This is a genomic window from Streptomyces sp. NBC_01077 (assembly GCF_045162855.1).
Lineage (GTDB): Bacteria > Actinomycetota > Actinomycetes > Streptomycetales > Streptomycetaceae > Streptomyces.
This window is the reverse complement of sequence record NZ_CP108669.1, coordinates 9044133-9064485: the sequence shown is the minus strand read 5'-3', so window position 1 is coordinate 9064485 and position 20353 is coordinate 9044133. Positions and strand designations below refer to the sequence as shown.

18 protein-coding genes are annotated in these 20353 nt (G+C 70.5%); 11 read left to right on the top strand and 7 right to left on the bottom strand.

The annotated features are described in order from the left end of the window. Positions 1–24 precede the first annotated feature (24 nt). Complete coding sequence (locus OG462_RS40555) at positions 25–447, bottom strand: hypothetical protein (protein WP_406065873.1); 423 nt, start codon at positions 445–447, stop codon at positions 25–27. Positions 448–672: 225 nt separating this feature from the next. After that, on the bottom strand, positions 673–834 hold the full coding sequence (locus OG462_RS40550) for a hypothetical protein (RefSeq protein ID WP_406065871.1): 162 nt from the start codon (positions 832–834) through the stop codon (positions 673–675). A gap of 9 nt (positions 835–843) precedes the next feature. On the opposite strand from OG462_RS40550, the gene OG462_RS40545 reads away from it, so the two are divergent. After that, a complete protein-coding gene (locus tag OG462_RS40545) occupies positions 844–1020 on the top strand; it encodes a hypothetical protein (protein WP_406065869.1) in 177 nt (58 codons plus the stop codon). An 86-nt stretch (positions 1021–1106) separates the two neighbouring features. Further along, positions 1107–1532, top strand: a complete 426-nt coding sequence (locus tag OG462_RS40540) for a hypothetical protein (RefSeq protein ID WP_406065867.1) — start codon at positions 1107–1109, stop codon at positions 1530–1532. Between the two features lie 37 nt (positions 1533–1569). Here the strand turns inward: OG462_RS40540 and OG462_RS40535 are convergent, their stop codons facing one another. Beyond that, entirely contained in the window at positions 1570–2835 is a 1266-nt protein-coding gene (locus OG462_RS40535) for an MFS transporter (RefSeq protein ID WP_406065865.1), read from the bottom strand. Positions 2836–2929: 94 nt separating this feature from the next. Here OG462_RS40535 and OG462_RS40530 point away from each other — a divergent pair, with 94 nt between their 5' ends. Further along, entirely contained in the window at positions 2930–3382 is a 453-nt protein-coding gene (locus OG462_RS40530; RefSeq protein WP_406065863.1) for a winged helix-turn-helix transcriptional regulator, read from the top strand. A gap of 365 nt (positions 3383–3747) precedes the next feature. After that, the gene (locus tag OG462_RS40525) at positions 3748–3963 is read left to right on the top strand and encodes a DUF6243 family protein (RefSeq protein ID WP_030303759.1); all 216 of its coding nucleotides are present in this window, start codon (positions 3748–3750) and stop codon (positions 3961–3963) included. Positions 3964–4248: 285 nt separating this feature from the next. On the opposite strand, the gene OG462_RS40520 is transcribed toward OG462_RS40525, so the two are convergent. Together OG462_RS40520 and OG462_RS40515 are read right to left on the bottom strand one after the other, a co-directional pair. Then, entirely contained in the window at positions 4249–5463 is a 1215-nt protein-coding gene (locus OG462_RS40520; protein WP_406066899.1) for an MFS transporter, read from the bottom strand. A gap of 252 nt (positions 5464–5715) precedes the next feature. Beyond that, positions 5716–9399 carry a S8 family peptidase gene (locus OG462_RS40515; RefSeq protein ID WP_406065861.1) on the bottom strand — a complete coding sequence of 1228 codons (3684 nt, stop codon included), beginning with the start codon at positions 9397–9399 and terminating at the stop codon, positions 5716–5718. 265 nt (positions 9400–9664) lie between these two features. Between OG462_RS40515 and OG462_RS40510 the strand changes: the two genes are divergently transcribed. Then, entirely contained in the window at positions 9665–10717 is a 1053-nt protein-coding gene (locus tag OG462_RS40510; RefSeq protein ID WP_406066898.1) for a helix-turn-helix domain-containing protein, read from the top strand. A 185-nt stretch (positions 10718–10902) separates the two neighbouring features. Here the strand turns inward: OG462_RS40510 and OG462_RS40505 are convergent, their stop codons facing one another. Continuing rightward, positions 10903–13836, bottom strand: a complete 2934-nt coding sequence (locus OG462_RS40505) for an AfsR/SARP family transcriptional regulator (protein WP_406065859.1) — start codon at positions 13834–13836, stop codon at positions 10903–10905. A gap of 80 nt (positions 13837–13916) precedes the next feature. Between OG462_RS40505 and OG462_RS40500 the strand changes: the two genes are divergently transcribed. The 5 genes from OG462_RS40500 to OG462_RS40480 all read left to right on the top strand — a co-directional run bounded on the left by OG462_RS40500 (position 13917) and on the right by OG462_RS40480 (position 18658). Beyond that, positions 13917–14459, top strand: coding sequence for a carboxymuconolactone decarboxylase family protein (locus OG462_RS40500; RefSeq protein ID WP_406065857.1), 543 nt, complete (start codon positions 13917–13919; stop codon positions 14457–14459). A gap of 102 nt (positions 14460–14561) precedes the next feature. Then, positions 14562–15539: a GNAT family N-acetyltransferase gene (locus OG462_RS40495; RefSeq protein ID WP_406065855.1), complete on the top strand. Its 978-nt coding sequence runs from the start codon at positions 14562–14564 to the stop codon at positions 15537–15539. Between the two features lie 104 nt (positions 15540–15643). Then, the gene (locus OG462_RS40490) at positions 15644–16312 is read left to right on the top strand and encodes a DUF4097 family beta strand repeat-containing protein (RefSeq protein WP_406065853.1); all 669 of its coding nucleotides are present in this window, start codon (positions 15644–15646) and stop codon (positions 16310–16312) included. Between the two features lie 94 nt (positions 16313–16406). Further along, positions 16407–17624 (top strand): serine hydrolase domain-containing protein, encoded by a 1218-nt coding sequence (locus OG462_RS40485; RefSeq protein WP_406065851.1) that lies wholly within the window; start codon positions 16407–16409, stop codon positions 17622–17624. A 311-nt stretch (positions 17625–17935) separates the two neighbouring features. Further along, entirely contained in the window at positions 17936–18658 is a 723-nt protein-coding gene (locus OG462_RS40480) for a dienelactone hydrolase family protein (protein ID WP_406065850.1), read from the top strand. Between the two features lie 163 nt (positions 18659–18821). Here the strand turns inward: OG462_RS40480 and OG462_RS40475 are convergent, their stop codons facing one another. Continuing rightward, complete coding sequence (locus OG462_RS40475) at positions 18822–19217, bottom strand: RidA family protein (protein ID WP_406066897.1); 396 nt, start codon at positions 19215–19217, stop codon at positions 18822–18824. 148 nt (positions 19218–19365) lie between these two features. Here OG462_RS40475 and OG462_RS40470 point away from each other — a divergent pair, with 148 nt between their 5' ends. Next, on the top strand, positions 19366–20337 hold the full coding sequence (locus tag OG462_RS40470; RefSeq protein WP_406065848.1) for a helix-turn-helix transcriptional regulator: 972 nt from the start codon (positions 19366–19368) through the stop codon (positions 20335–20337). Positions 20338–20353: the final 16 nt, after the last annotated feature.

The following is a 20353-nucleotide window of genomic DNA, read 5'->3' as shown; positions in this document are numbered from 1 at the left end:
CGACACACCCATGGACACCAGCCCTCAGCGCTCGGTGATGGTCATGTCCCGCGCGGCCTGGTAGATCCGGCCGCTTCCGGAGGCGTGGGCCTCCAGGTGCTGACTGCCGACGACGTGAGCGTCCGGGGACTCAGGGCGCGCGGCGATGTCGTCAGTGAGGCGAGCCAGTTGAGCAGTGAGCTCGGCGGTGAGGGCCGGGTCTGCCAGAAGCAGATCGCGCAGCCTCAGCTGCCACAGCTGCGTCATCGCCGCTTCGACCTCGGCGTTACCTCGCTCGTCGACGATCGAGCGGAGCTGCGTGAGCTCCTGGCTGACGTCCTGCGCACGCTCGGGATGGACACGGCGCCACAAGGCGACGACGCCGTCCCGCGTCTGCTGCCAGGCATCGGTGGCCATGGCCCCCACGAGTGCGGTGCCTGCCAGTCCTGCCACAGTGATCGGATCCATCGCGTCCCCCTCGCCGCCCGAATGACCCTTCTGGCGATCAGGGTAGGGCGCACCGATCGCCCGAAGGCTGTTTCTCCTCCTATATCAGGAGGAGTTCAGGGTTCACGTCCTCGGTGAGGCCATCGACCACGCCCACCAGGGAGAGGCCGGGCCCGCACAGGAGACGGTGTCTGGCTCGACTTCTGTGGTGCGTCGCGACTACGCGCCCGAGGTGATCCGGCGCGTCTACGCGCCCGAGGTGTTCCGCTGGATGCCGTTCCTGGTTGCGCCGTGTTCCTTGCCGCCGTCCGAGAGGCGGGCCGCCACCGCCTGGAGAAGCTGTTCCTCCCCGGCTGTCAGCAAGACCTCGAACTGGCGCCCGCCGACGTCACACAGGATCGTCGACACATCGCGCCCATGCTCCTGGGATTCCTCCTCGACACGGGACAGTGGCAGCTGTGGACCGTCCTCGCACTGATAGTCCTCACAGGAGCGGTGATCCTCCTGTGCGCCGAACGCTCACTGCCACCGCACGCGGTCACCCCCACCGCCTCCGCTCCCCGGGCAACCACCCGACCGCGCCAGACCACCTGAGACCGGCCGGCCTTGCGTACAATCCGGTCGCCAGATCCCTCCGCGTGAGGCAGGATCAGCCGGATCGATGCCGCAGGGAGAGACGAGTGATCACCGCTACCCAGGGAGTGAAGCTCACATCGCAGTGTGAGAGCTGTGGCGGCGAACTGGTCCGCGACGTCGGTCAGTTCATCGAACTGGGCCGGTTGTCGTGGGGCGTCGAAGGGCGGTGCCGAGACTGCCCGAACGCATGGTGCGAGACGGACACAGGCCCGGCTCCCGATGAGATCAGGCAGGCCTTGCTGACCACACACGGGGCCGTTCGGCTCTTCCTTGCGAACCATGACGCGAGCCTTGTTCCCGTACTGCGGGCCCTGCGCGAGATGCAGCACCTCACGCTGGCCGAGGCACGGCGGATGGCCGCCGACCTCAAGGGGGTTGGCCTGGCCGGCACGTCCGTGGAGGGGGCATACCTGGCCGAGGGGCTGCGCAGCCGGTCCGTCAGCGTGGACATCACTCCGTCGCCCACCTGACTCCTTGGACCTGACCGAAGCGGCTCGACGAACAGCATCAGGAATCGCCACGCGAGGTCACCTTGGCAGCGGAATCCGGGGCGCTGTCACGAGTGAATGCCCACAGCACGAGCCCGAGGCAGCTGAACGAGGCACCCAGTGCGCATACGGCGCCCCAGCCGGCCACCGTGTAGAGGGAGGTGGCGGCGATGGCGCCCGTGGCACTGCCTATCGAGTAGAAGACCATGTATCCACCGATCAGCCGGCTGCCCGCGTCAGGGTGCAGCGCGTAGATCAGGGTCTGGTTGGTGACGTGGACCGCCTGTACGGCGAGGTCGAGAAGGATCACCCCGACGAGCAGTGCCCAGAGCGAGCTGCGGGTGAAGGCCAAGGGCAGCCACGAGGCGGCGAGCAGTGCCAGGGCGATACCGGTGGTCCGCCGGGAGAGTCCGCGGTCGTTCAGGCGGCCCGCTGCGGTCGCGGCCAGGGCGCCGGCGACACCGATGAGCCCCAGCGCCCCGATCGCGCTGTGGGACAGGAAGTACGGGGCCTCGCTGAGCGGCAACGCGATGCTGCTCCACAGGGTGCTGAAGGCGGCGAAGATCAGCAGACCGAACAGGGCCCGAAGCCGTAGCAGTCGTTCCCTTGCGAAAAGAGTGACCGTGGAGCGCAGGAGTTGTCCGTAGCGCAGGGTTGTCGGCGGAGCGATGCTGTGGCGTGGCAGCACTCGGTACAGGACCGGGGCGAGCAGAGCGGTGAGCGCCGCCGAGGCGAGGTAGACGGAGCGCCAGCCTGCGAGATCGGCCATGAGGCCGGATGCGGTGCGGGCGAGCAGGATGCCGATGACCACGCCGCTGGTGACCAGACCGACGACCCGGCCGCGCCCGGCGGCGGGAGCCAGTGATGCCGCAAAGGCCAGCAGCGTCTGCGTGACGACCGCGAGAAGCCCCGTCGCAGCCATGCCCGCGAGCAGGATCGCCGCCGTGTGGGCGGTCGCCACCACGGCCAGCGCCACCACCAGGAGCAGCAACTGGACCACGATGAGCCGTCTGCGCTCGGCTACGTCGCCCAGCGGCACGAGGAGGAAAAGTCCGAGCCCGTATCCGACATGCGTGAGGGTGACCACGCTGCCCACAAGCGCCGGGCTCATGGCGAGGTCGTGGCCCATGGTCACGAGGAGCGGCTGGGAGCAGTAGACATTGGCCACCGCGGCCCCGCAGGCGACGGCGAACAGTATGACGACGCCACGGGACAGGACGAACGCGGAACCTTCTCCGCTTCGTGCCTCGGTCCGTCGTGCCACAGCCTCACAGTTGCCGGGCATCAGCACCCCTCCTCACTTCTGGTTTCATCTTGCTACCAGCGGCGAAGGTAACCATGTTGGTAGCATGTTGCAACCAGAGTGAGAGAGGGACACCATGGTGACCAGGACGCGATTCGACGACAGTGAATGTCCCGTCGCCCGGTCGGTGGACGCGATCGGCGACTGGTGGTCCCTGCTGATCGTGCGGGACGCCTTCGACGGAAGCCGACGCTTCGGCGACTTCCAGCGCAGCCTCGGCGTGGCGAAGAACATCCTCACCGCGCGTCTGCGCACCCTGGTCGCCGGCGGTGTCCTCGAATCCGTCCCCGCCTCGGACGGCAGCGCCTACCGCGAGTACGTACTGACTCCGAAGGGCAAGGCGCTCTTCCCCGTCATCGTGGCACTGCGGCAGTGGGGCGAACAGAACTTCTTCGCCCCCGGCGAACCACACTCACAGCTGGTCGACCGCCTACAGGGACATCGCCTCCGCGCACTGGAAGTACTGTCTGCGGACGGGCGACGGCTGGACCCCGACGACACCGCCGTCCACAAGATCTCCAACCAGTGATGTGAGTCGGAGGCCCGGTGTCGACACACTGCGGCCCAGTCCCACGCATACCGATCGGACGAGCCACTGCGCGACCGCCTCCGCTGGACCAAGCGCGCCCCGGGCGGGCGGCGACCACCGGCGGGTGCTGCTGTGTGAGATTCCCGGCAGGAAACGGCTGGCCCCGGGCGCTCGCCGAAGGCCCGGCCGACGTCGGGGCGGCGAAGAGGTTGGTGCGCGGGGCCTACGGAACCGGGTAACGTCTTTGTCATGTTCTTCCAGACGCCGATTTACGAGTGAGAGCGTGATGGGCCTCTGCTGACGTCCTTCAACGTCGCCCCCCGATGAATCCGTAGATCACTCCACATCATTACCCGGGAGAACCCGTGACCGTGAGCAAGAACATCAACAACCCCGTGGGCCAGGGCGGCGGCCAGCGCAAGAGGCTGTCCCGCGCCGAACGGCAGAACAACGGTCCGCACCGCAACCTCGACCGCCAGGGTGCGGCCGATCAGAAGGCGGAGCTGGTGCGCAAGATGCGCGAGAAGGCAGGCGCAGCTGAGGGCGCCGGGCAGGCGGGCGACGACACCGCACAGAGCTGACGCACCGCCGCCGCAGGGCGACACCGCACGGCAGCAGGCCCTGGACCGCGACGCGCGGTCCGGGGCCTGCTGCCGTCCCGGGGCCCTGCTGCCTTGCCGGGGCCCTGCTGCCGTACCGGGCGCGGCCGGTCACGCTCAGCTCTCGGCCGACCAGCCGCGGCTCAGCCGACCGCCCCCGGGGCAGCCGCAGATTCAGCAGCCCCGTCACCGCCTCCACCCCGAGCTGCACCAACAAGAGCGTCACCACCAGCGGGTTCCCCGTACCCAGCCCGGGCGGCACCGCAGCTATGGGTTGTCCCGTACCTGATCTTCGAACCGGTGCGGGCGAGGTCGGTTGCTGATCCGCCCGAACTTGGTATGCACCTGCCGCCAGCTCGGCAACTCCTCTTCCGGTCGTTGACGCAGCAGCCGCCCACCGAGTAGCACCGCGCAGGCCGCGAGAGTCAGCAGGCCTCCTGCGAGGAAGGTGCCCCGCACGTCGGCAAGCGGCAGGACCAGTCCTCCGAGCGCGGCGCCAGCCGCAATGCCGGCGTTGTAGGAACCGGAGTTCGCTGCGAGCGCGATGTCCGTGCGGCCTGGAGCGCAATGCAGCATCGCGTTCTGGGTGGTCATGAACACCGGCCCGAGTGCACCGCCCATCAGCACCAGGAACACCACCGCCGCCACCGGATCGGTGCCGGCCGCGTACAGGCCGAGCATGCCCACCGCCTGCGTGGCCACGGCAGTGGTGAGCAAGGCGTGCGGAAAGCGGTCCAGCAGCGCCCCGGTGATGCTCACCCCGGCCAAACACGCAGTGCCGAAGCCTACAAACACGGCACTGACCGTGCTTGGGGGGAACTGACTCACGTCACCCAGGAACTTCACCATGTAGGTGAATCCCGTGAACGCCCCCGTAGCGGACAAGGTCCCGGCCGCCAGCACGATCCCGAACCGGCGGGCGTCGGGACTGGTTCCGAAGGCGGCGCGCTCTTCTTCCGGACGCGAGGTCGGCAGCAGTACCGCGACTGTCACAAGGGAGACGAGCCCCAGACCCGCCAGCACGGCCACTGGCACCTGCCAGTCTCGCTGCCGGCCCAGCCAGGTCCCGGCAGGAACACCGAGCACGAGTGCGAGCGAACCAGCGACGGACAGTGCCCCGACCACACGCCCACGGACCTCGGGCGCGAACAGACCCACTGCGACCGGACCCATCACGGCCCAGAACAGTGCTTGAGCAAGCGCGGTCAGCAGCCGCGCCACGAGAAGCAGCCAATAGGAGGTCGCCAGCGCCGCGACCAGACTGGAAACGACCAGCGCGGCCAATAGTCCCGTGAGCACGTGGCGTCGGGGCACTGCCCGCATGAGGTGGGCGAGCGGAAGAGACGCGACGGCCACTGTCACGCCATAGCCGGTGACCAGAAGACCGACCGCTGACACTGACACCTGCAGGCTTTCTGAGATGACCTCCAAGAGGCCGATGGGTAGGTTCTCCGCAGTGTTGAAAGTGAAGGCGGCCAGCATCAGGGCTACCAGCACCGCCAGCCCGTGCCAGGGAGCCGATCGTGGCGCGACCAGGCGGTCTCTTCCTGACCTCGCCCGCTGCACCTGCTCCGTGGCACCGTCCATGGAGGTACCTCACCGGGCTTACCGGTCCACCGCAACCGCATTCACACGGTTCCGAGGGACCGGGCCAGTTCGACTGCGGTTCGTCCGGCGGACGCGGAAGGCCGGGGCGCCCGCGTGCGGGTGCCCCGGCCTTCCGGCTGCGGTTGGTCAGCGGCGGATCTGGTAGGCGCGTGTCACCGTCTGGTCGACGGTGTTGCCGTCGGCGTCGGTGGCGGTGGTCCTCAGCGAGACGAAGCCCGCGGTCGCCGGGTTGTCGATGGTGCCGTTCAGTCGGCCGTCCAGGCGGACCTGCCGCCAGGAGGCCCCGTCGTCGTACGAGGCCCACAGCTGGACCTTGGTGATCGCCGGGCCGGTCAGGCCCTTGGGGTGCCGCACGCCGAGGCCGACGGTCGTCCGGGACATGGGCCGGGCGCTGTTGGCCAGGTCGGTACCGAGGCGGTAGTCGACGGACAGGACGGGCAGCAGCGTCCGTCCCTCGCCCTGTGCGGAGTGGAAGCGCCAGTCGGTGCGCACCTTCGTGGAGGTGTTCCAGCCGGGCTCCTGCCGCTGCACGTCGGTGACCACGCGGTACTCGGCGCGCTCCGGGACCACCGGGAAGGCGACTGCGGTGGCAGGCGCGGTGCCGAGCAGCACGCCGTCCCGGTAGACCGTGGTCAGCTCCTTGTCGGTGCCGTTGCGCATGACGGCCCACTGTCCGGATCCGCTGTCGAGCAGTCCTGCGGCGGTGATCGCGCCGACGCCGCCGTCGCGGGCGGCCGCGCTGTCCAGGTCGCTCGGCAGGGCGGTGCGGACCACGGCCTTGTTCCAGTCGCGGCGCACCTGCTGGCCGGGGGTGAACTTCGTGGCGGCCGTCAGTTGCCAGGTACCGCCCGCCGTCCACACGGGGCCGAGCTTCATGGCCTCGTACGTCCGCAGGCCCGTGGTGACGTACTCGGTCAGGGTGCGCTGGAGCGTCACCCGCCCGAAGGAGAAGTTCGCCACCGGCTGCATCGGCGAGTGCGTCAGCCGGCTGTATCCGGCTTCGGCTCCGGCGGTCGTGCCGTGGAACCGGGAGTCGACCGTGGCCAGTTCACCGGTCCGGACGCGGTAGCGCTGGTCGGCGGGGATGCCGCCGGTGCGGTACTTGAGCAGCTCGTAGGAGTACGGGCTGACCGCCGTGCCGGTGAAGGTGATACGGGCGCCGGACAGCGCCAGCAGCCGCTCGCCCTCGGTGCCGGAGACCGTCATCGCGGGGATGCGGGTCTCCTTCGGGCTCCAGTTGCCCGCCAGCCAGCCGCCGGGGGTGTCGTTGTAGACGAGCACGGCCAGCGCTCCGGCGTCGGCCGCCGCGTCGACCTGCGCGTACGTGGTGGTCCCGGAGTCCCGCTTCACCAGCGCGAGCTTGCCCCGGACGTCCTCGCCGGGCTTGGCCACCCGGAGGGTCCGGCTGCCGTCGAAGCGCGCGGAGCCCGTCCAGCCCTGGAAGTAGGAGACGTTCACGGCGCGGCTGCCGTGTCCGGCGAGCCGGGCCGAGAGCGCGGGAGCGCCGAGCGACCAGCCGACGCGCGACTCGAAGAGGGCGGCGTCGGTGGTGGCCGACGGCACGGCGTAGACCGCCGTCTCCCCGCCCAGCCACGTCTCGCGGTCATGGACGAGGGCCTGTGAGGAGGGGCGGGAGGCGATGCCGACCCGGAGGCGGTTCGTCTCCGACGGGCGGGGCGTGGTCATGGTGACCCGGCTCGCTCCGGAGCCGTCGAAGGTGATCGTCCGGTCGGAGTCGATGAGAGTGCCGGGCTGGGCCGCGTAGGTGTACTCGTGGAGCATGCTCCAGTCGGGGCTGTAGTGGAAGATCTCCGCGATGAAGGAGTGCTCGCCGCGCGGCACCCGCACCACGACGGTCCCGTCGGCAGCGACCGGGTACGTCTCCGGGAGCACCGCCTTGTCCAGGGTGGTGTCGGTGATGGCGGCGATGCCGTCGGTCGGTTTGCCATCGCGGTCGAGGACCTTCAGGGTGACGTCGTAGCGCTGTACGTCCCGGCCGAAGCCGACCGCGGTCACCGCCGTCGTCCCGTCGGTGGCACGCGCGGTGACGTGCGCGCCGTGCGAGCCTGTGGTGACGCCGGCGCTGTCGAGGGTGAGGGCGACCTCGGCGGTGCCGTGCGCCGGGACGGTCACCCAGTCGGCGCCCAGGGTGAGCGTGCCGGCCGGCAGTGTCTCGCCCGCGTTCTCCAGCGAGAGTGCCAGCGTGACCGGTGCGTCGCCGTCGTTGACGTACTCGATCGTCTTGTCGACGGTGGCGGAGTCGTCCCAGGCCCGCAGGCCGAAGTCGACCGTGCCGTCGGCGGACACCGGCTGGCGGACCGCGCGCGCCACGTCGACCCGGCCGGCGCCCTGGGCGTACACGGAGGTGTCGACGGTGGTCTTCGCGGTGCTGGTGAGCTGGTTCTTCAGCCGGGCGGGCGACCAGTCGGGGTGGCGCTGGGCGAGGATCGCCGCCGCGCCCGCCACGTGCGGCGTCGCCATGGAGGTTCCGCTCGCGGTGGTGTAGAGGTCGCCGACCGGCGTGCCCATCGTCGTGCCCGCCGCGCGGGCCGCGACGATCCGGACGCCCGGTGCGGTGATCTCCGGCTTGAGGCCGCCGTCGCCACGCGGGCCCCGGCTGGAGAAGCTCGCGACGGCGTCGGTGGAGTCCACGGCGCCGACCGTCAGGGCCGCGGCGGCGGCGCCGGGCGAGCCGACGGTCCTCGCGCCGGGGCCGCTGTTACCCGCCGCGATGGTGAACAGGACGCCTGTCCTGGCAGTGAGTTCGTTGACCGCGAGCGACATGGGGTCGGTGCCGTCGGCGCCCTCCTGGCCGCCCAGGCTCATGGAGACGACCTTCGCGCCGGAGTGCGCGGCCCAGTCCATGCCCTCGATGATGCCGGACTCCGAGCCGGAGCCGCCGTCGTCGAGGACCTTCCCCACGATCAGCTTGGCGCCCGGTGCGACGCCCCGGTACTTGCCGCCGGAGCCGGCGCCGCTGCCGAGGATCGTGGAGGCGACGTGGGTGCCGTGGCCGTGGCCGTCGCGCGTGGTCTCGCCGGGGACGAAGCTGCGGCTCTCGACGATGCGGTCGGCAAGGTCGGGGTGGGTGGCGTCGACGCCGGTGTCGAGCACCGCGACCTTGACGCCGGTGCCGTCGTAGCCGGCGGCCCACGCCTCCGGTGCCCCGATCTGCGGGACGCTCTTCTCCAGGAGCGCGTCCACCTTGCCGTCCAGCCAGAGGCGCTGGATGCCGCCCGACAGACGGGACTTGAGGGTTCCGGCGCGGGTGCTGTCGTCGTCGACGGCTTCCCAGAAGGTGTCGCCCTTCGCCTTGTCGGCGGTGACGGCGGCGCCGCGCACGCCGGGGAGCTTGCGGGTGAGACGGGCCCCGCCGGGGGTGGTGGTGCCGGTGGAGTCGTAGCGCACGATCAGCGGGGTCGACGCGCGGTGGGCGTCGTCGAAGCCCTGGGCGACGAGCTGGGTGACGTTGAACAGGCGCTTGTCGACCTGGCCGTTGTGGATCAGCGCCTCGGCGTCCCGGGGGATCACGTACACGTCGGTGCCGACGGTGTACGTCCGCAGTCCGGCGCCGCTGCCCCGGTACGGGGTGACGTCGACGGCGACGGTCTTGCCCGCCCGGGTGGCCACCGTCACCTTGTCGCCGGTCACCAGGGTGACCGTCGCGGTGCGGACGGCGTCCCGGGGCGCGGCGGTCACCGCGTCCTCCCCGGTCGCCGGGATGGGTGCGGCGCCGTACGCGAAGCCGCCGGCGGTCATGGTGGCTGCCAGGGCAAAGCTGAGCAGTGCGGTTCTCCGTCTGCTGCGCATGCTGAGGGCACTCCTTCCGCCGGCGGAGGGGATCCGTGTCCGGCGGAACCAAGAGTCAACAGGAACGATCACCTTCGCCACAGGCTGCGGCTGGCGAGGAAGCGACATGTCCACCCGCCGCCACATTGCGGTTACCGCAGGCCCGAGCCGGTGCCCGCGTGGTAATGCGGGCTCTCGTTTCCGACGGGGTTGATGTGGTTTGATCACGCCTGATGCGGGGGCGTCACGTCAACCGAGGTGGGGGGAACGCATCGTGGAAGGACACATGCTGGAGGCGGCGGGGGTCGGCGCCGCGGAGGGACGGGTGTACCGCTTCCTCGTCGAGGTTCGGGAAGCCGACGCCGCCGGTATCGCCGTGCAGTTGGGGATCGACGTGACACGGGTCCACTGGCTGCTGGCGTCACTCCACGACAAGGGCCTGGTGGGGATGGCCTCCGGGCCGCCGCAGGGCGGTCCCGAGCGGTACGTGCCGATGGCGCCCGACGCCGCGCTGCGCCCGCTGCTGCTGCGCGGGCACGAAGCACTCGAATGGGCACGGCGAGGCGTGGAACAGCTCTCCGAGGACTACCGGGCGGGAGGGCGACGGCATGACGCCGGGCAGCTCGTCGAGGTGATCACCGGGGCGAGCGTGATCCGGCAGCGGCTGCGGCACATGGCGTACGGGGCGGGCGAGATGCGCTGGCTCTGCAAGGCCCGCCCGGTCGCCCTGGCGGCGGCGGAGAACGACGAGGAGTGGGAGCTGCTCGCCCGGGGAGTGCGGTACAAGACGATCTACGAGCGCGAGCTCCTGGAGGGTCCCGGCATGGTTGACAACGTTGCACGGAGCATCCGCGCGGGCGAGCAGGCGCGGGCCGTCGGAACGCTGCCGGTCCGGCTGGTGATCGCGGACAGTTCGATGGCCATCTGCCCTCTGGTGTACGAGAGCGGGGAAGGCCGCGACGATGCGGAGGGGGCGGCGGGTCCGGCCGACCGGGTGGGCGAACCGACGGCCGCCGTGGTCCACAGCAGCAGTCTGCTCGATGCGCTGATCGCCCTGTTCGAGAGCCAGTGGGCGGCGGCGACCCCGCTGCACGTGACGGACTCCGGCGAACTGGCCGACTTCGACGGCAGCCCGCGCCCGGCGGTGCACCTCGCCGACGACGAGCGGTATCTGCTGTCCCTGATCGTCGCCGGGGTCGCGGACAAGGCCATCGCCTCCCAGCTGTGGGTCAGTCAGCGCACGGTGCAGCGCAGGATCCAGGTCCTGATGCAGCGCGCCGGGGCCCTGACCAGGACGCAGCTGGTGTGGCAGGCGGCGCAGCGGGGGTGGCTGGCGTAGGGGCCCGCATCGCTACCGGCGTGCGCAGCAGTCGGTCATCGACCAGCTGCTGGAGGTGAACGTCCTCCATCGGCTCCGTGCTGGTGGGCGTCACTGTCCGGTGCCCGGAGGAACGGCCGGCAGCCCGCGCGGTTCGTGCCGTGCACGGATCCGGAACGCCCGGTCGAGGTGCTGGTCGATGGCGTTCACGACGGATGGTCGGCGGTGGATGCCTCCGGCGGTTCGGGCTCGTCCGCGGTCGGCGGCAGCCCGGTGAGGAAGGTGCGGATCTCGTCGGCCTCGGGGACGGCGAGGGCGGTGTAGAGGTCGAGGGCCTGTCGGGCGTGGTCGTGGGCGAGGTCGATGCTGCCGAGGTCGCGGTGGACGTGCGCCAGGCCGTCGTGGGCGCGGGCCTGCTCGGGGCGGTAGCTGAACTCGCGGGCGAGGGTCAGCGCACTGTCGTGTTCGGCCGCGGCCCGGGCGAGGTCGCCCATGGACCGGGCTGCTTCCGCAAGGGCGTTGAGCGACTCGGCCTCGTCTCCGGGGAAGTCGAACCTGCGGCTCAGCTCCAGGGCGTCGCGGTGATGATGCCGGGCCTCGTCGTAGCGGCCTTGCCGTTGGTACAGCAGCCCGATGTTGTTCAGCACGATGGTCTCGCCGATGCGGGATCCCGTCTCGCGGTACACGTGCAGCGCTTGCCGATGGTGCTCATGGGCGTCCTCGTAGCGTCCTTGGCGTTCGTGGACGGTGCCGAGGTCGGTCAGGGATCTGGCTTCGCCACCGCGGTCGCCGAGCTCGCGGAAGAGTACGAGGGCCTGCGCGCAGTGGTCGTGGGCCTGGTCGTACTCTCGCCGCCGCGCGGACAAGGTGCCGAGGTTCTGCAGTGCGCGGGCCTCGGCACCCTGGTCGCCGATCTCTCGCGCGAGGTCCAGGGCCGGCCTGTAGTGCTCGGCCGCTTGCTCGTAGGCGCCGTGCCACCAGAAGTGCACCTCGCCGAGATCGAGGAGCGTGCGCGCTTCGGCGGCTGCATCGCCGCTTCGGCGGCCGGCTCGCAGTGCCAGGCCGTGGAGGGCCAGCGCGTCGGCCTGGTGGGCATGGCCCAGCAGGTAGCGGTGCAAGGTGGCGGCCAGTTGGCTGGTCTGTGGGAGCCAGTCGTGCTCGGCTGCGTACTGGCCGGCCGCCATGAGGTTCGCGCGTTCGCTGTCCAGCCAGGTGATCGCCTCGGCCTCGTCCTGTGGGGGCGGGGTCGGGGTGTCCGGCGCGGGGATGCGTGGCCTGCGGTTCTTTCCCTCGGGGTAGAGGTGGTCGATGGCCGTGCTCGCGGTGTGGAGATAGTGGTGGAACAGTCGGCCGAGGGCCTCGCGCTGGGCGTTGGGGGGTTCCTGGGCGGCCGCGGTGGCGAGGGCGTGTTCGCGCAGCAGGTCGTGGAAGGTGTAGCGGCCGAGCTGGTGCTGGGTCAGGACGTGGGCGTCCAGGAGGTCTTCCAGGAGCGTCTCGGCCTGTTCGAGCGGGAGGTCGGCCAGCGCGGCGGCCGCCTCGGGGCTGACGTCACGGCCCGGCTGGAGCCCCAGGAGCCGGAACATGCGTTGCTGATCCGGAGTCAGCTGCTCGTAGGACAGCGTGAACGCCGCTGCCACTCCTCGCTCCGAGGTGGCCAGCTCGGAGAGTCTGCGGCGCTGGTCACGGAGCCGGTCGGCCAGGTACGCGACGGTCCAGCGGGGGCGATGATGCAGGCGGGCGGCGGCGATGCGGACGGCCAGCGGCAGGAATCCGCACAACTGCAGGACATCGAGGACGGCCAGGGGTTCGGCGGCCGCCCGTTCGCCGACGATCGCCGTGAACAGCTCCACGGCGTCCGCGGCAGGCAGCACGTCCAAGGACAGGGCGTGTGCCCCGTCCAGGTCGGTCAGCCGTCGGCGGCTGGTGATCAGGATGAGGGCGCGGGAGGCTCCGGGCAGCAACTGGCGTACCTGGTCGGCGCCGAGGGCGTTGTCCAGCACGGCCAGCACGCGACGGCCGGAGAGTTCGGACCGCCACAGCGCGGCGCGATCGGCGACCGATGCGGGTATGTGTGGTGCGGGCACGCCGAGTTGGCCAAGGAGGACCTCGAGCGCGGTACCGGCGTCGAGCGGCGCCTGGCCGGCGGTGTGCGCCTGCAGGTCGATGAAGAGCTGTCCGTCGGGGAAGTGCTCCGCGAGGCGGTGCCCCGCGTGGACCGCGAGCGTCGTCTTGCCGACCCCGGCCATCCCGTCGATCGCCGAAATCGTCACGACGCCGCCGTTGTTGCCCGACCACAGGCGGATCAGCCCGTCGAGGTCGCCTTCGCGTCCCGTGAAGTCCGGGACGTCGTAGGGCAGGAAGTTGACCCCCTGTGGCTTCGCCGGCGCGGTGACCGGCGGCCGCAGATCGGGGGCGTCCCGCAGGATGTCCTGTTCGAGCTTGCTGAACGCGTGGCCGGGGTCCAGTCCCTGCTCTTCGGCCAGGGTCGCCCGGAAGGTTCTCGCCAGGTGCAACGCGTCGGTTTGGCGTCCGGCGCGGTGCAGGGCGAGCATCAGCTGGCAGCAGAGCCGTTCCCGCAAGGGGTTGGCCGCCGCGTGGACGGCCAGTTCGTCGATGAGGTCGTCGTGCCGCCCACGGGCCAGTTCCAGCTCGGCCAGGCGCTCGACGGCCGTCAGCAGCTGCCCGTTCAGACGTGCTCTGGCACTCTGGACGTAATGGGCGGTGATGTCGGCCAGCGGCTCTCCCCGCCACAGCGCCAGCGCTGCACGTATCTGGTCCGCGGTGTCCCCCGGGTCGTCGGAGATGGCCGGTGCCTTGGCGATCAGGCTGGTGAACTCCTCCAGATCGAGTTGTCCCGGCTCGGGGGTGATCACGTACCCGGCCGGCCGCGTGGCCAGCATCCGGTCGGCTCCTGAAGCGCGCAGCATCCGTCGGATCGCGGCGATCGTGGTCTGGATCTGCGCGCGGGCGGAATCCGGCGGCAGCGGCCCCCACATCGCGTCGATCAGGCGATCCGTACTGATCGCGACCCCGGCATGCAGCAGCAGGTAGGCGAGCACCGCGCGATGACGGGGTGCCAGGCCGGACGCATCCGAACCGGGAGCCACGGCCTCCACCGGGCCGAGGATCGTGAACCGCATGCCGTCACTCCCGTGGTCACCAGCGCGTACATCGAAGAAGCATCGGGAATGTATCAAGGCCACCCGGCAGGGTTACCGGCATGCCACTCCACACCGTTGAGCCGGAGATCGCGACCGGTGAAGCCGCAGCTCTGTTCACCGCCACGCACCAGGCCCTGGGGCTCATCCCCAACCTGGCCAGGGTGATGGCCAACAGCCTGCCCGTACTGAAGGGGTACTTGGGCGTCGTCACCACCCTGAGCGCGGAGGGAACCCTGTCGGCGGACGTGCGCGAGCGCATCGCGTTGCTGGTGGCGCAGGAGAACGAGTCCGACTACTGCCTGTCCGTGCATGCGTTCCGCGGGACGAAGACGGCCGGGCTGAGTGCGGCCGAGGCCACCCGCGCACGCTGGGGCAAGGCCGACGACCCCTGGGCCGCCGCCGTCTTGGATCTGGCCGCCGTGGCGGTCCGTGACCGCGGAGCCGTTGCCGACGAGCGGTTGGCCGCGGCCCGGCGCGCCGGCCTGTCCGACGGGCAGATCGTCGAGGTCATCGCCCATGTCGCTCTCAACGTGTTCACCAACTACCTCGCCACGGCCGCCCGTATCGACATCGACTGGCCGCTCGTGCGACACACCGACTGAAGGAACGCGAACGCAATGGCACGGTCAGAGCCGGATCGCCTGAACCGGATCACCCCAGCCCCCCAACACAAGAAGATTGCCGTCCCCACCGAGGAGCCCCACATGATCAGCGCCGTCCCCCTCACTCATGTCTCCGCTGAAGACGCCGCCGCCTGGCATGCGGTCGTGGCGGCCTCGCTCGCCGACGATCTGCCTGAAGAGCCCCGGCCCACGTTCGAGCAGGTCCACGCCCAACTCACGGTTGCCGGGCGGGACAACCGCCGACTGCTCTGGCACGCCACCGCGACCGACGGCACGGTGGTCGGTGTGGCCGGGCTGCGGTTGTTCACCTCGCCCGGACAGAAGCACCTGGCAGAGCTGGAGTTGCACGTCACCCCGGACCAGCGGCGCTCGGGCGTCGGCTCGCACCTGCTGGCAACCGCCGTGGAGGCGGCACAGGCCGAGCAGCGCCGCAGTCTGATAGCCGACGTGGCCGGCGGCGGACCGGCGGACGCCTTCTGCGCCGCACGCGGCTTCCGGCGGGTGCTGGCAGTGGACCACCTGCTGCTCGACCTCCCGTTGGCCGACGATGCCGCAGCCGGCGCCGAGCACCCCGGCTACGAACTGGCCGGCTGGACCGGCACGGTTCCCGACGACCTGGCCGAGGCGTTCGCCGCCGCCAAGAACTCGATGAACGACATGCCCACCGGCGACATGGACTACGGCAGCCAGACCTGGACCGCCGACCGGGTCCGGGCCATGGCCGAAGTGCTGGCCGACCGCGGAGACGTACTGCTGACGACCGCGGCGCTCCGCAAGGGGGAGATGGCCGGATACACCGAGATCGTCATCCGTGCCGGGGAGGCCCGCCGGGCCCTGCAGTACGACACCGTCGTGGTGCCCGCACACCGCGGCCACGGGCTCGGGCTGTGGGTCAAGGCGGAGATGGTGCGCAGGCTCCGCGCCGAGCACCCCGGAATCGTGGAGATCGAGACCGACAACGCCCAGGACAACAGCCACATGCTCGCCGTGAACCGGCAGCTGGGATTCCGTGTCCACCGCAGCTCCCACAAGTACCAACTCGACCTGCCCACCACCTGACCGCCCCGCCCTGACCACCCCACCGCCGGGCCACCCCACGGCCTGACCACCCCACCACCTGGCCACCCCCACGGCCTGGCCACCCCCACCAAGGAGAACGTCCGATGCAGAAGTTCGAGACCCCCGACGCGATCGCCGCCGTTGTGGAGATACCCACCGGACGCATCAGCTTCCTCGCCGGCGACCATGCCGAGACCACGGTCGAGGTGCGTCCCGTGGACGCCGGCAAGGGCCGCGATGTGAAGGCCGCGGAACAGACCACGGTCGAGTTCGGCGACGGCGTGCTGCGCGTGATCGCGCCAGAAGCGAAGAACCAGGTGCTGAGCAACCCCGGATCCGTCGAGGTGACAGTTCAACTCCCCACCGGCTCCCGCATCGAGGCCACCTCCGCCGCCGCCCAAGTGCGCACCGTGGGCCGGCTCGGCGACGTCGCCGTCCATGGCGCGCACCGCCGCATCGAGATCGCCGACGTGGAAGGCCTGCACCTCACCTCCGTCGACGGCGATGTCCGCGTCAGCCGGCTCGGCGGCCCCGCGGAGATCTCCACCGCGCGGGGCGGCATCACCATCGGCGAGGCGGTGCGCGGCACCCTGGTGCTCCGCACCCAGCACGGCGACATCTCGATCGCCACCGCCTCCGGCGCCTCCGCCACGCTGGACGCCGACGCCCGCCACGGGCGCGTCACCAACGCCCTGAGGAACAACGGCTCCCCCGTGCTGGAGATCAGCGCCACCAGCGGCAACGGCGACATCTCCGCCCGCAGTCTCCTCTGACTCCCCTCATCCGTCCCCTCTCTCCTCCCGCCCCTCCCCCTCCCCTCTTCCCCTCCTCCCCCGACACCTTCACCCGACCAGGGAGCACCCCACCATGTCCCAGTTCACCGCTTCAGGGCAGCGCAAGATCCGCGACGTGCTGGCCCGCCACGTCGACTCCGGCAAGATCCCCGGCATCGTCGCCCTGTACAGCAAGGACGACGAGACGCACGTAGAGACGCTCGGCACGATGGAGCACGACGGCGGCGCGCCGATGCGCCGGGACACCGTCTTCCGGATGGCGTCCACCTCCAAGCCCGTCTCGATGGCCGCGGCGATGGTGCTGCTCGACGAGTGCCGGCTGCGGCTGGACGACCCGGTGGACCGGTGGCTGCCGGAGCTGGCCGACCGTCAGGTGCTGAAGAGGTTCGACGGCCCGATCGACGAGACGGTCCCGGCGCGCCGCCCCATCACCGTCCGGGACGTGCTGACCTCCACCTTCGGCCTCGGTATGGACATGACCTCGATCGGTACGCCGATCATGAACGAGGTCTTCGCACAGGGGCTGACCCCCAACCTGCCCACGCCGATGCCCGGGCAGGACGAGTGGCTGCGCCGCCTGGGCGCACTGCCGCTGATGCACCAGCCCGGCGACCACTGGCAGTACCACCTCGCCAGCGATCTGGCCGGCGTACTGGTCTCCCGGGTGACCGGCAAGACCTTCGAGGAGGCGCTGCGCGAACGCGTCTTCGGCCCGCTGGGGATGGAGGAGACCGGCTTCCACGTCGCGGACGACAAGATCGACCGGCTGCCGGTCCTCTACGCGCCCGACCCGGAGTCCGGCGAGTTCCACGTATGGGACGAGTCCAGGGGCGGCCGGTGGAACATCCCTCCGGCGTTCCATGGCGGTGGCGGTGGTCTGGTCTCCACCGCGGACGACTACCACGCCTACTTCAGGATGCTGCTGAACGGCGGCAAGCACGGCGGCAAGCGCGTTCTGTCCAGGCAGGCGGTGGAGCTGATGACCACCAACCGCCTCACCCCCGCGCAGAACGCCGCCCGCTCCGAGCTGGCCACCAACAACGTCCACATCTCCTTCGGCCAGGGCCAGCATGGTGGTTGGGGCTTCGGGATGGCGGTGCGGACCTACCGCGGCGACTACGCTCCCGTCGGCCAGTTCGGCTGGGACGGCGGCTCCGGCACCTCCACCTACGCCGACCCCGTCAACAACGTCGTCGGCATCCTCCTCACCCAGGTCGGCACATCGGTCCCCGACTCGGTCCACCTGATGCACGACTTCTGGACCACTCTGTACCAGGCGATCGAGGACTGATCGCCCGCACGGCTCTACGCACCGGTACCCAGTGCGCCCCGCCGTCACAGGGCCTCACCCCGGGAAACCGCGATGAGGCCCCACGTAGCTCTGCGAAGTGTTCCCACTCCGCGGCATCCGGCCACGGAGCCCGCGCAGAAAACCGTTTGGCGGGCCACGGCGACACTGCTACGTTTCCAGAGGCCGTGCGAGAGAACGAGGAGGTGGTACCCGTGAACGCAGTATCGACATGGGTGCTCCCCTCCGGGGTCACGGTCGGGCGATAGGTCGTCCGGGAGCGCCGTTCACGAGCACTCCCGAAAGGCACGACTGTGCAATTCACTTCCGAACAGCGCCTCGACGACGGCGTCCTCGAGCGCGAATTCACCCTCGGCGAGATCCCCGGCACCCTGTGGACGCCTGAATCCGCCGCACCGGTCCCACTGGTCCTGATGGCCCACAACAACGGCCTGCCCAAGGCGCAGTCCCGGCTGGTGGCCCGGGCCCGGCACACCGCGGCACACGGCTACGCGGTGGCTGCCATCGACGCCGCCGGATGCGGTGACCGGCCCCGTTCCGCCGCGGACGAGCAGGCTCGCGCCGACCTCCGCCGGGCGGTGCAGGCCGGCGAGCCGGTCGACGAGATCTTCGAGTCCTTCATCGGCCCGCTGGTCGAAAAGGCGGTCCCGGAATGGCAGACCACCCTGGACGCCCTCCTCACGCTGCCCGAGATCGGCGGCCCGGTCGGGTACTCGGGGTGGACCGCCGTCGGCATTCGGCTTGCGGTGGTCGAGCCGCGCATCGCGGCCGCCGGTTTCTTCGCCGGGGGTTACGTGCCCCTCGCCCAGCGCGAGGAGGCCCGGCAGGTCACCATTCCGCTGCTGTTCCTGCTGCAGTGGGACGACGAAGGAAACCCCCGGCAGCGGGCCCTGGACCTGTTCGACGCCTTCGGCAGCAAGGAGAAGACGCTGCACGCCAATCTGGGCGGACACGTCGGAACCCCGTGGTTCGAGGTGGAGGACGGGGGCCGGTTCTTCGGCCGGCACCTGAAGTGACACCGGGCCGTCAGGCCCGGTAGCGGACGCTGGACGGTGTCGGCCACGACGCCGCTCATCGAGCCCAGCCGTACGCGATCAGGCGAGTCCGTAGAGCGACAGAGGTCCGCCTGCTACTCGTGCCGGTTCGACCGGCACGAGTAGCAACGGCGCCGAAGTCGCATCACGCGACGGCGGTTCCTTCGAGTTCGACCAGCTGGCCGGGGATCGCCAGTCGTGTCACCCCGAGCAACGTGGAGGTCGGTGCCACTCCGGCGGCGCCCAATCGCGCCGCCAGCACGCCGTAGTGCGGGAAGAGCAGGTCGACGTCAGTCGTGTAGACGGTGAGGCGGACGAGGTTCGCGAGGGACATGTCGGCCTTGCCGAGTACGGCCTCCAGGTTGTCGATGCTCAGCGTCAGCTGTGCCGCGATGTCGCCGTCATGCTGGGGCTTGCCGTCGTCGCTCATCGCGGTCTGCCCCGAGATGTACAGGGTGCGTGTGTGCCCGGTGACGAGTTCACCCTGGTTGAAGCCCAGCTCTTCCGACCACGTCACCGGGTTGACCGCCGTTCGTTCCACTGCCACGTCAGTTCCATTCGATTGTTGGGGAGGTTGATGGGGAGTACGTACGTCCATCGGCTCGGCCGTCGCCGGCTTTGACGTCGTGCTGACGAGCCTGCCAACAAATCACGACACCCTTGGTCATGTATTCCGTTAGCGTTCTCGCATGCGCGCCGATCGGTTGGTCTCGCTGATGCTCCTGCTGCGCCAGCGCGGTCGCCTGACCGCGAACACGCTGGCCCACGAGCTGGGGGTATCCACCCGCACCGTGCTGCGCGACATCGAGGCACTGTCCGCGGCCGGCGTCCCGGTCTATGCCGAACGCGGCCGGCACGGCGGTTTCGCGTTGTTGCCCGGTTTCCGGACCGAGCTCACCGGACTGAACCACGACGAGGCCCTTGCCTTGCTGACCGCCGGATCGGGGCGCGGCGAGCAGGGGTTCGGGCTCGGCCCGGCGCTCGCTTCGGCCCTGCGGAAGGTGCTCGACGCGCTGCCTGAAGGCCACCGGGCCACCGCGAGCGATGCGGTCCAGCGCTTCCTCGTCGAGCCGGAGACCGACCTGCTCTCACGGCGGATGGTCGCCGATGAGGTACCTGACAGGACCATGATCGAGGTCCGGCGTGCGGTGCTCGGCGGACACAAGCTGCGCATCCACTACGCGGCCACGGGCCAGGCGCCACAGTGGCGCACGGTGGATCCGATCGGCCTGGTCACCGTACGCGACCGGGGCTACTTGCTGGCCACGCGATCCGGCGCGGACCGCACCTACCGGCTGTCGCGGGTGTTGGCAGCCGAGGAACTCCCCGAAGCGGCACAGCGGCCGGATCGGGTCGACCTGGACCGGATCTGGCGGGAACGCTCCGCGCGGTTTCTCTCCGACGGCCACCTCACCGTGCTGGTACGCGTGAACCCGGCGCGGCGGGAGGATCTGCTGCACACCGCCCTGACCGTCCGCGCCGAGGAACCCGACGCAGACGGCCGGCTGCGGCTGGAGCTGACCTTCCAGGACGCACGACACGCCGAGTGGGCCCTGTGGCAGCTCGGCACGGACGCGGAGGCCCTGGCCCCGCAGTCGCTGCGCGCCTCCCTCCGTGACCGCGCTGCCGCGATGGCCGCCCGCTACGGGGACTCCTCCTGAGACGCGGGGTGTTCTT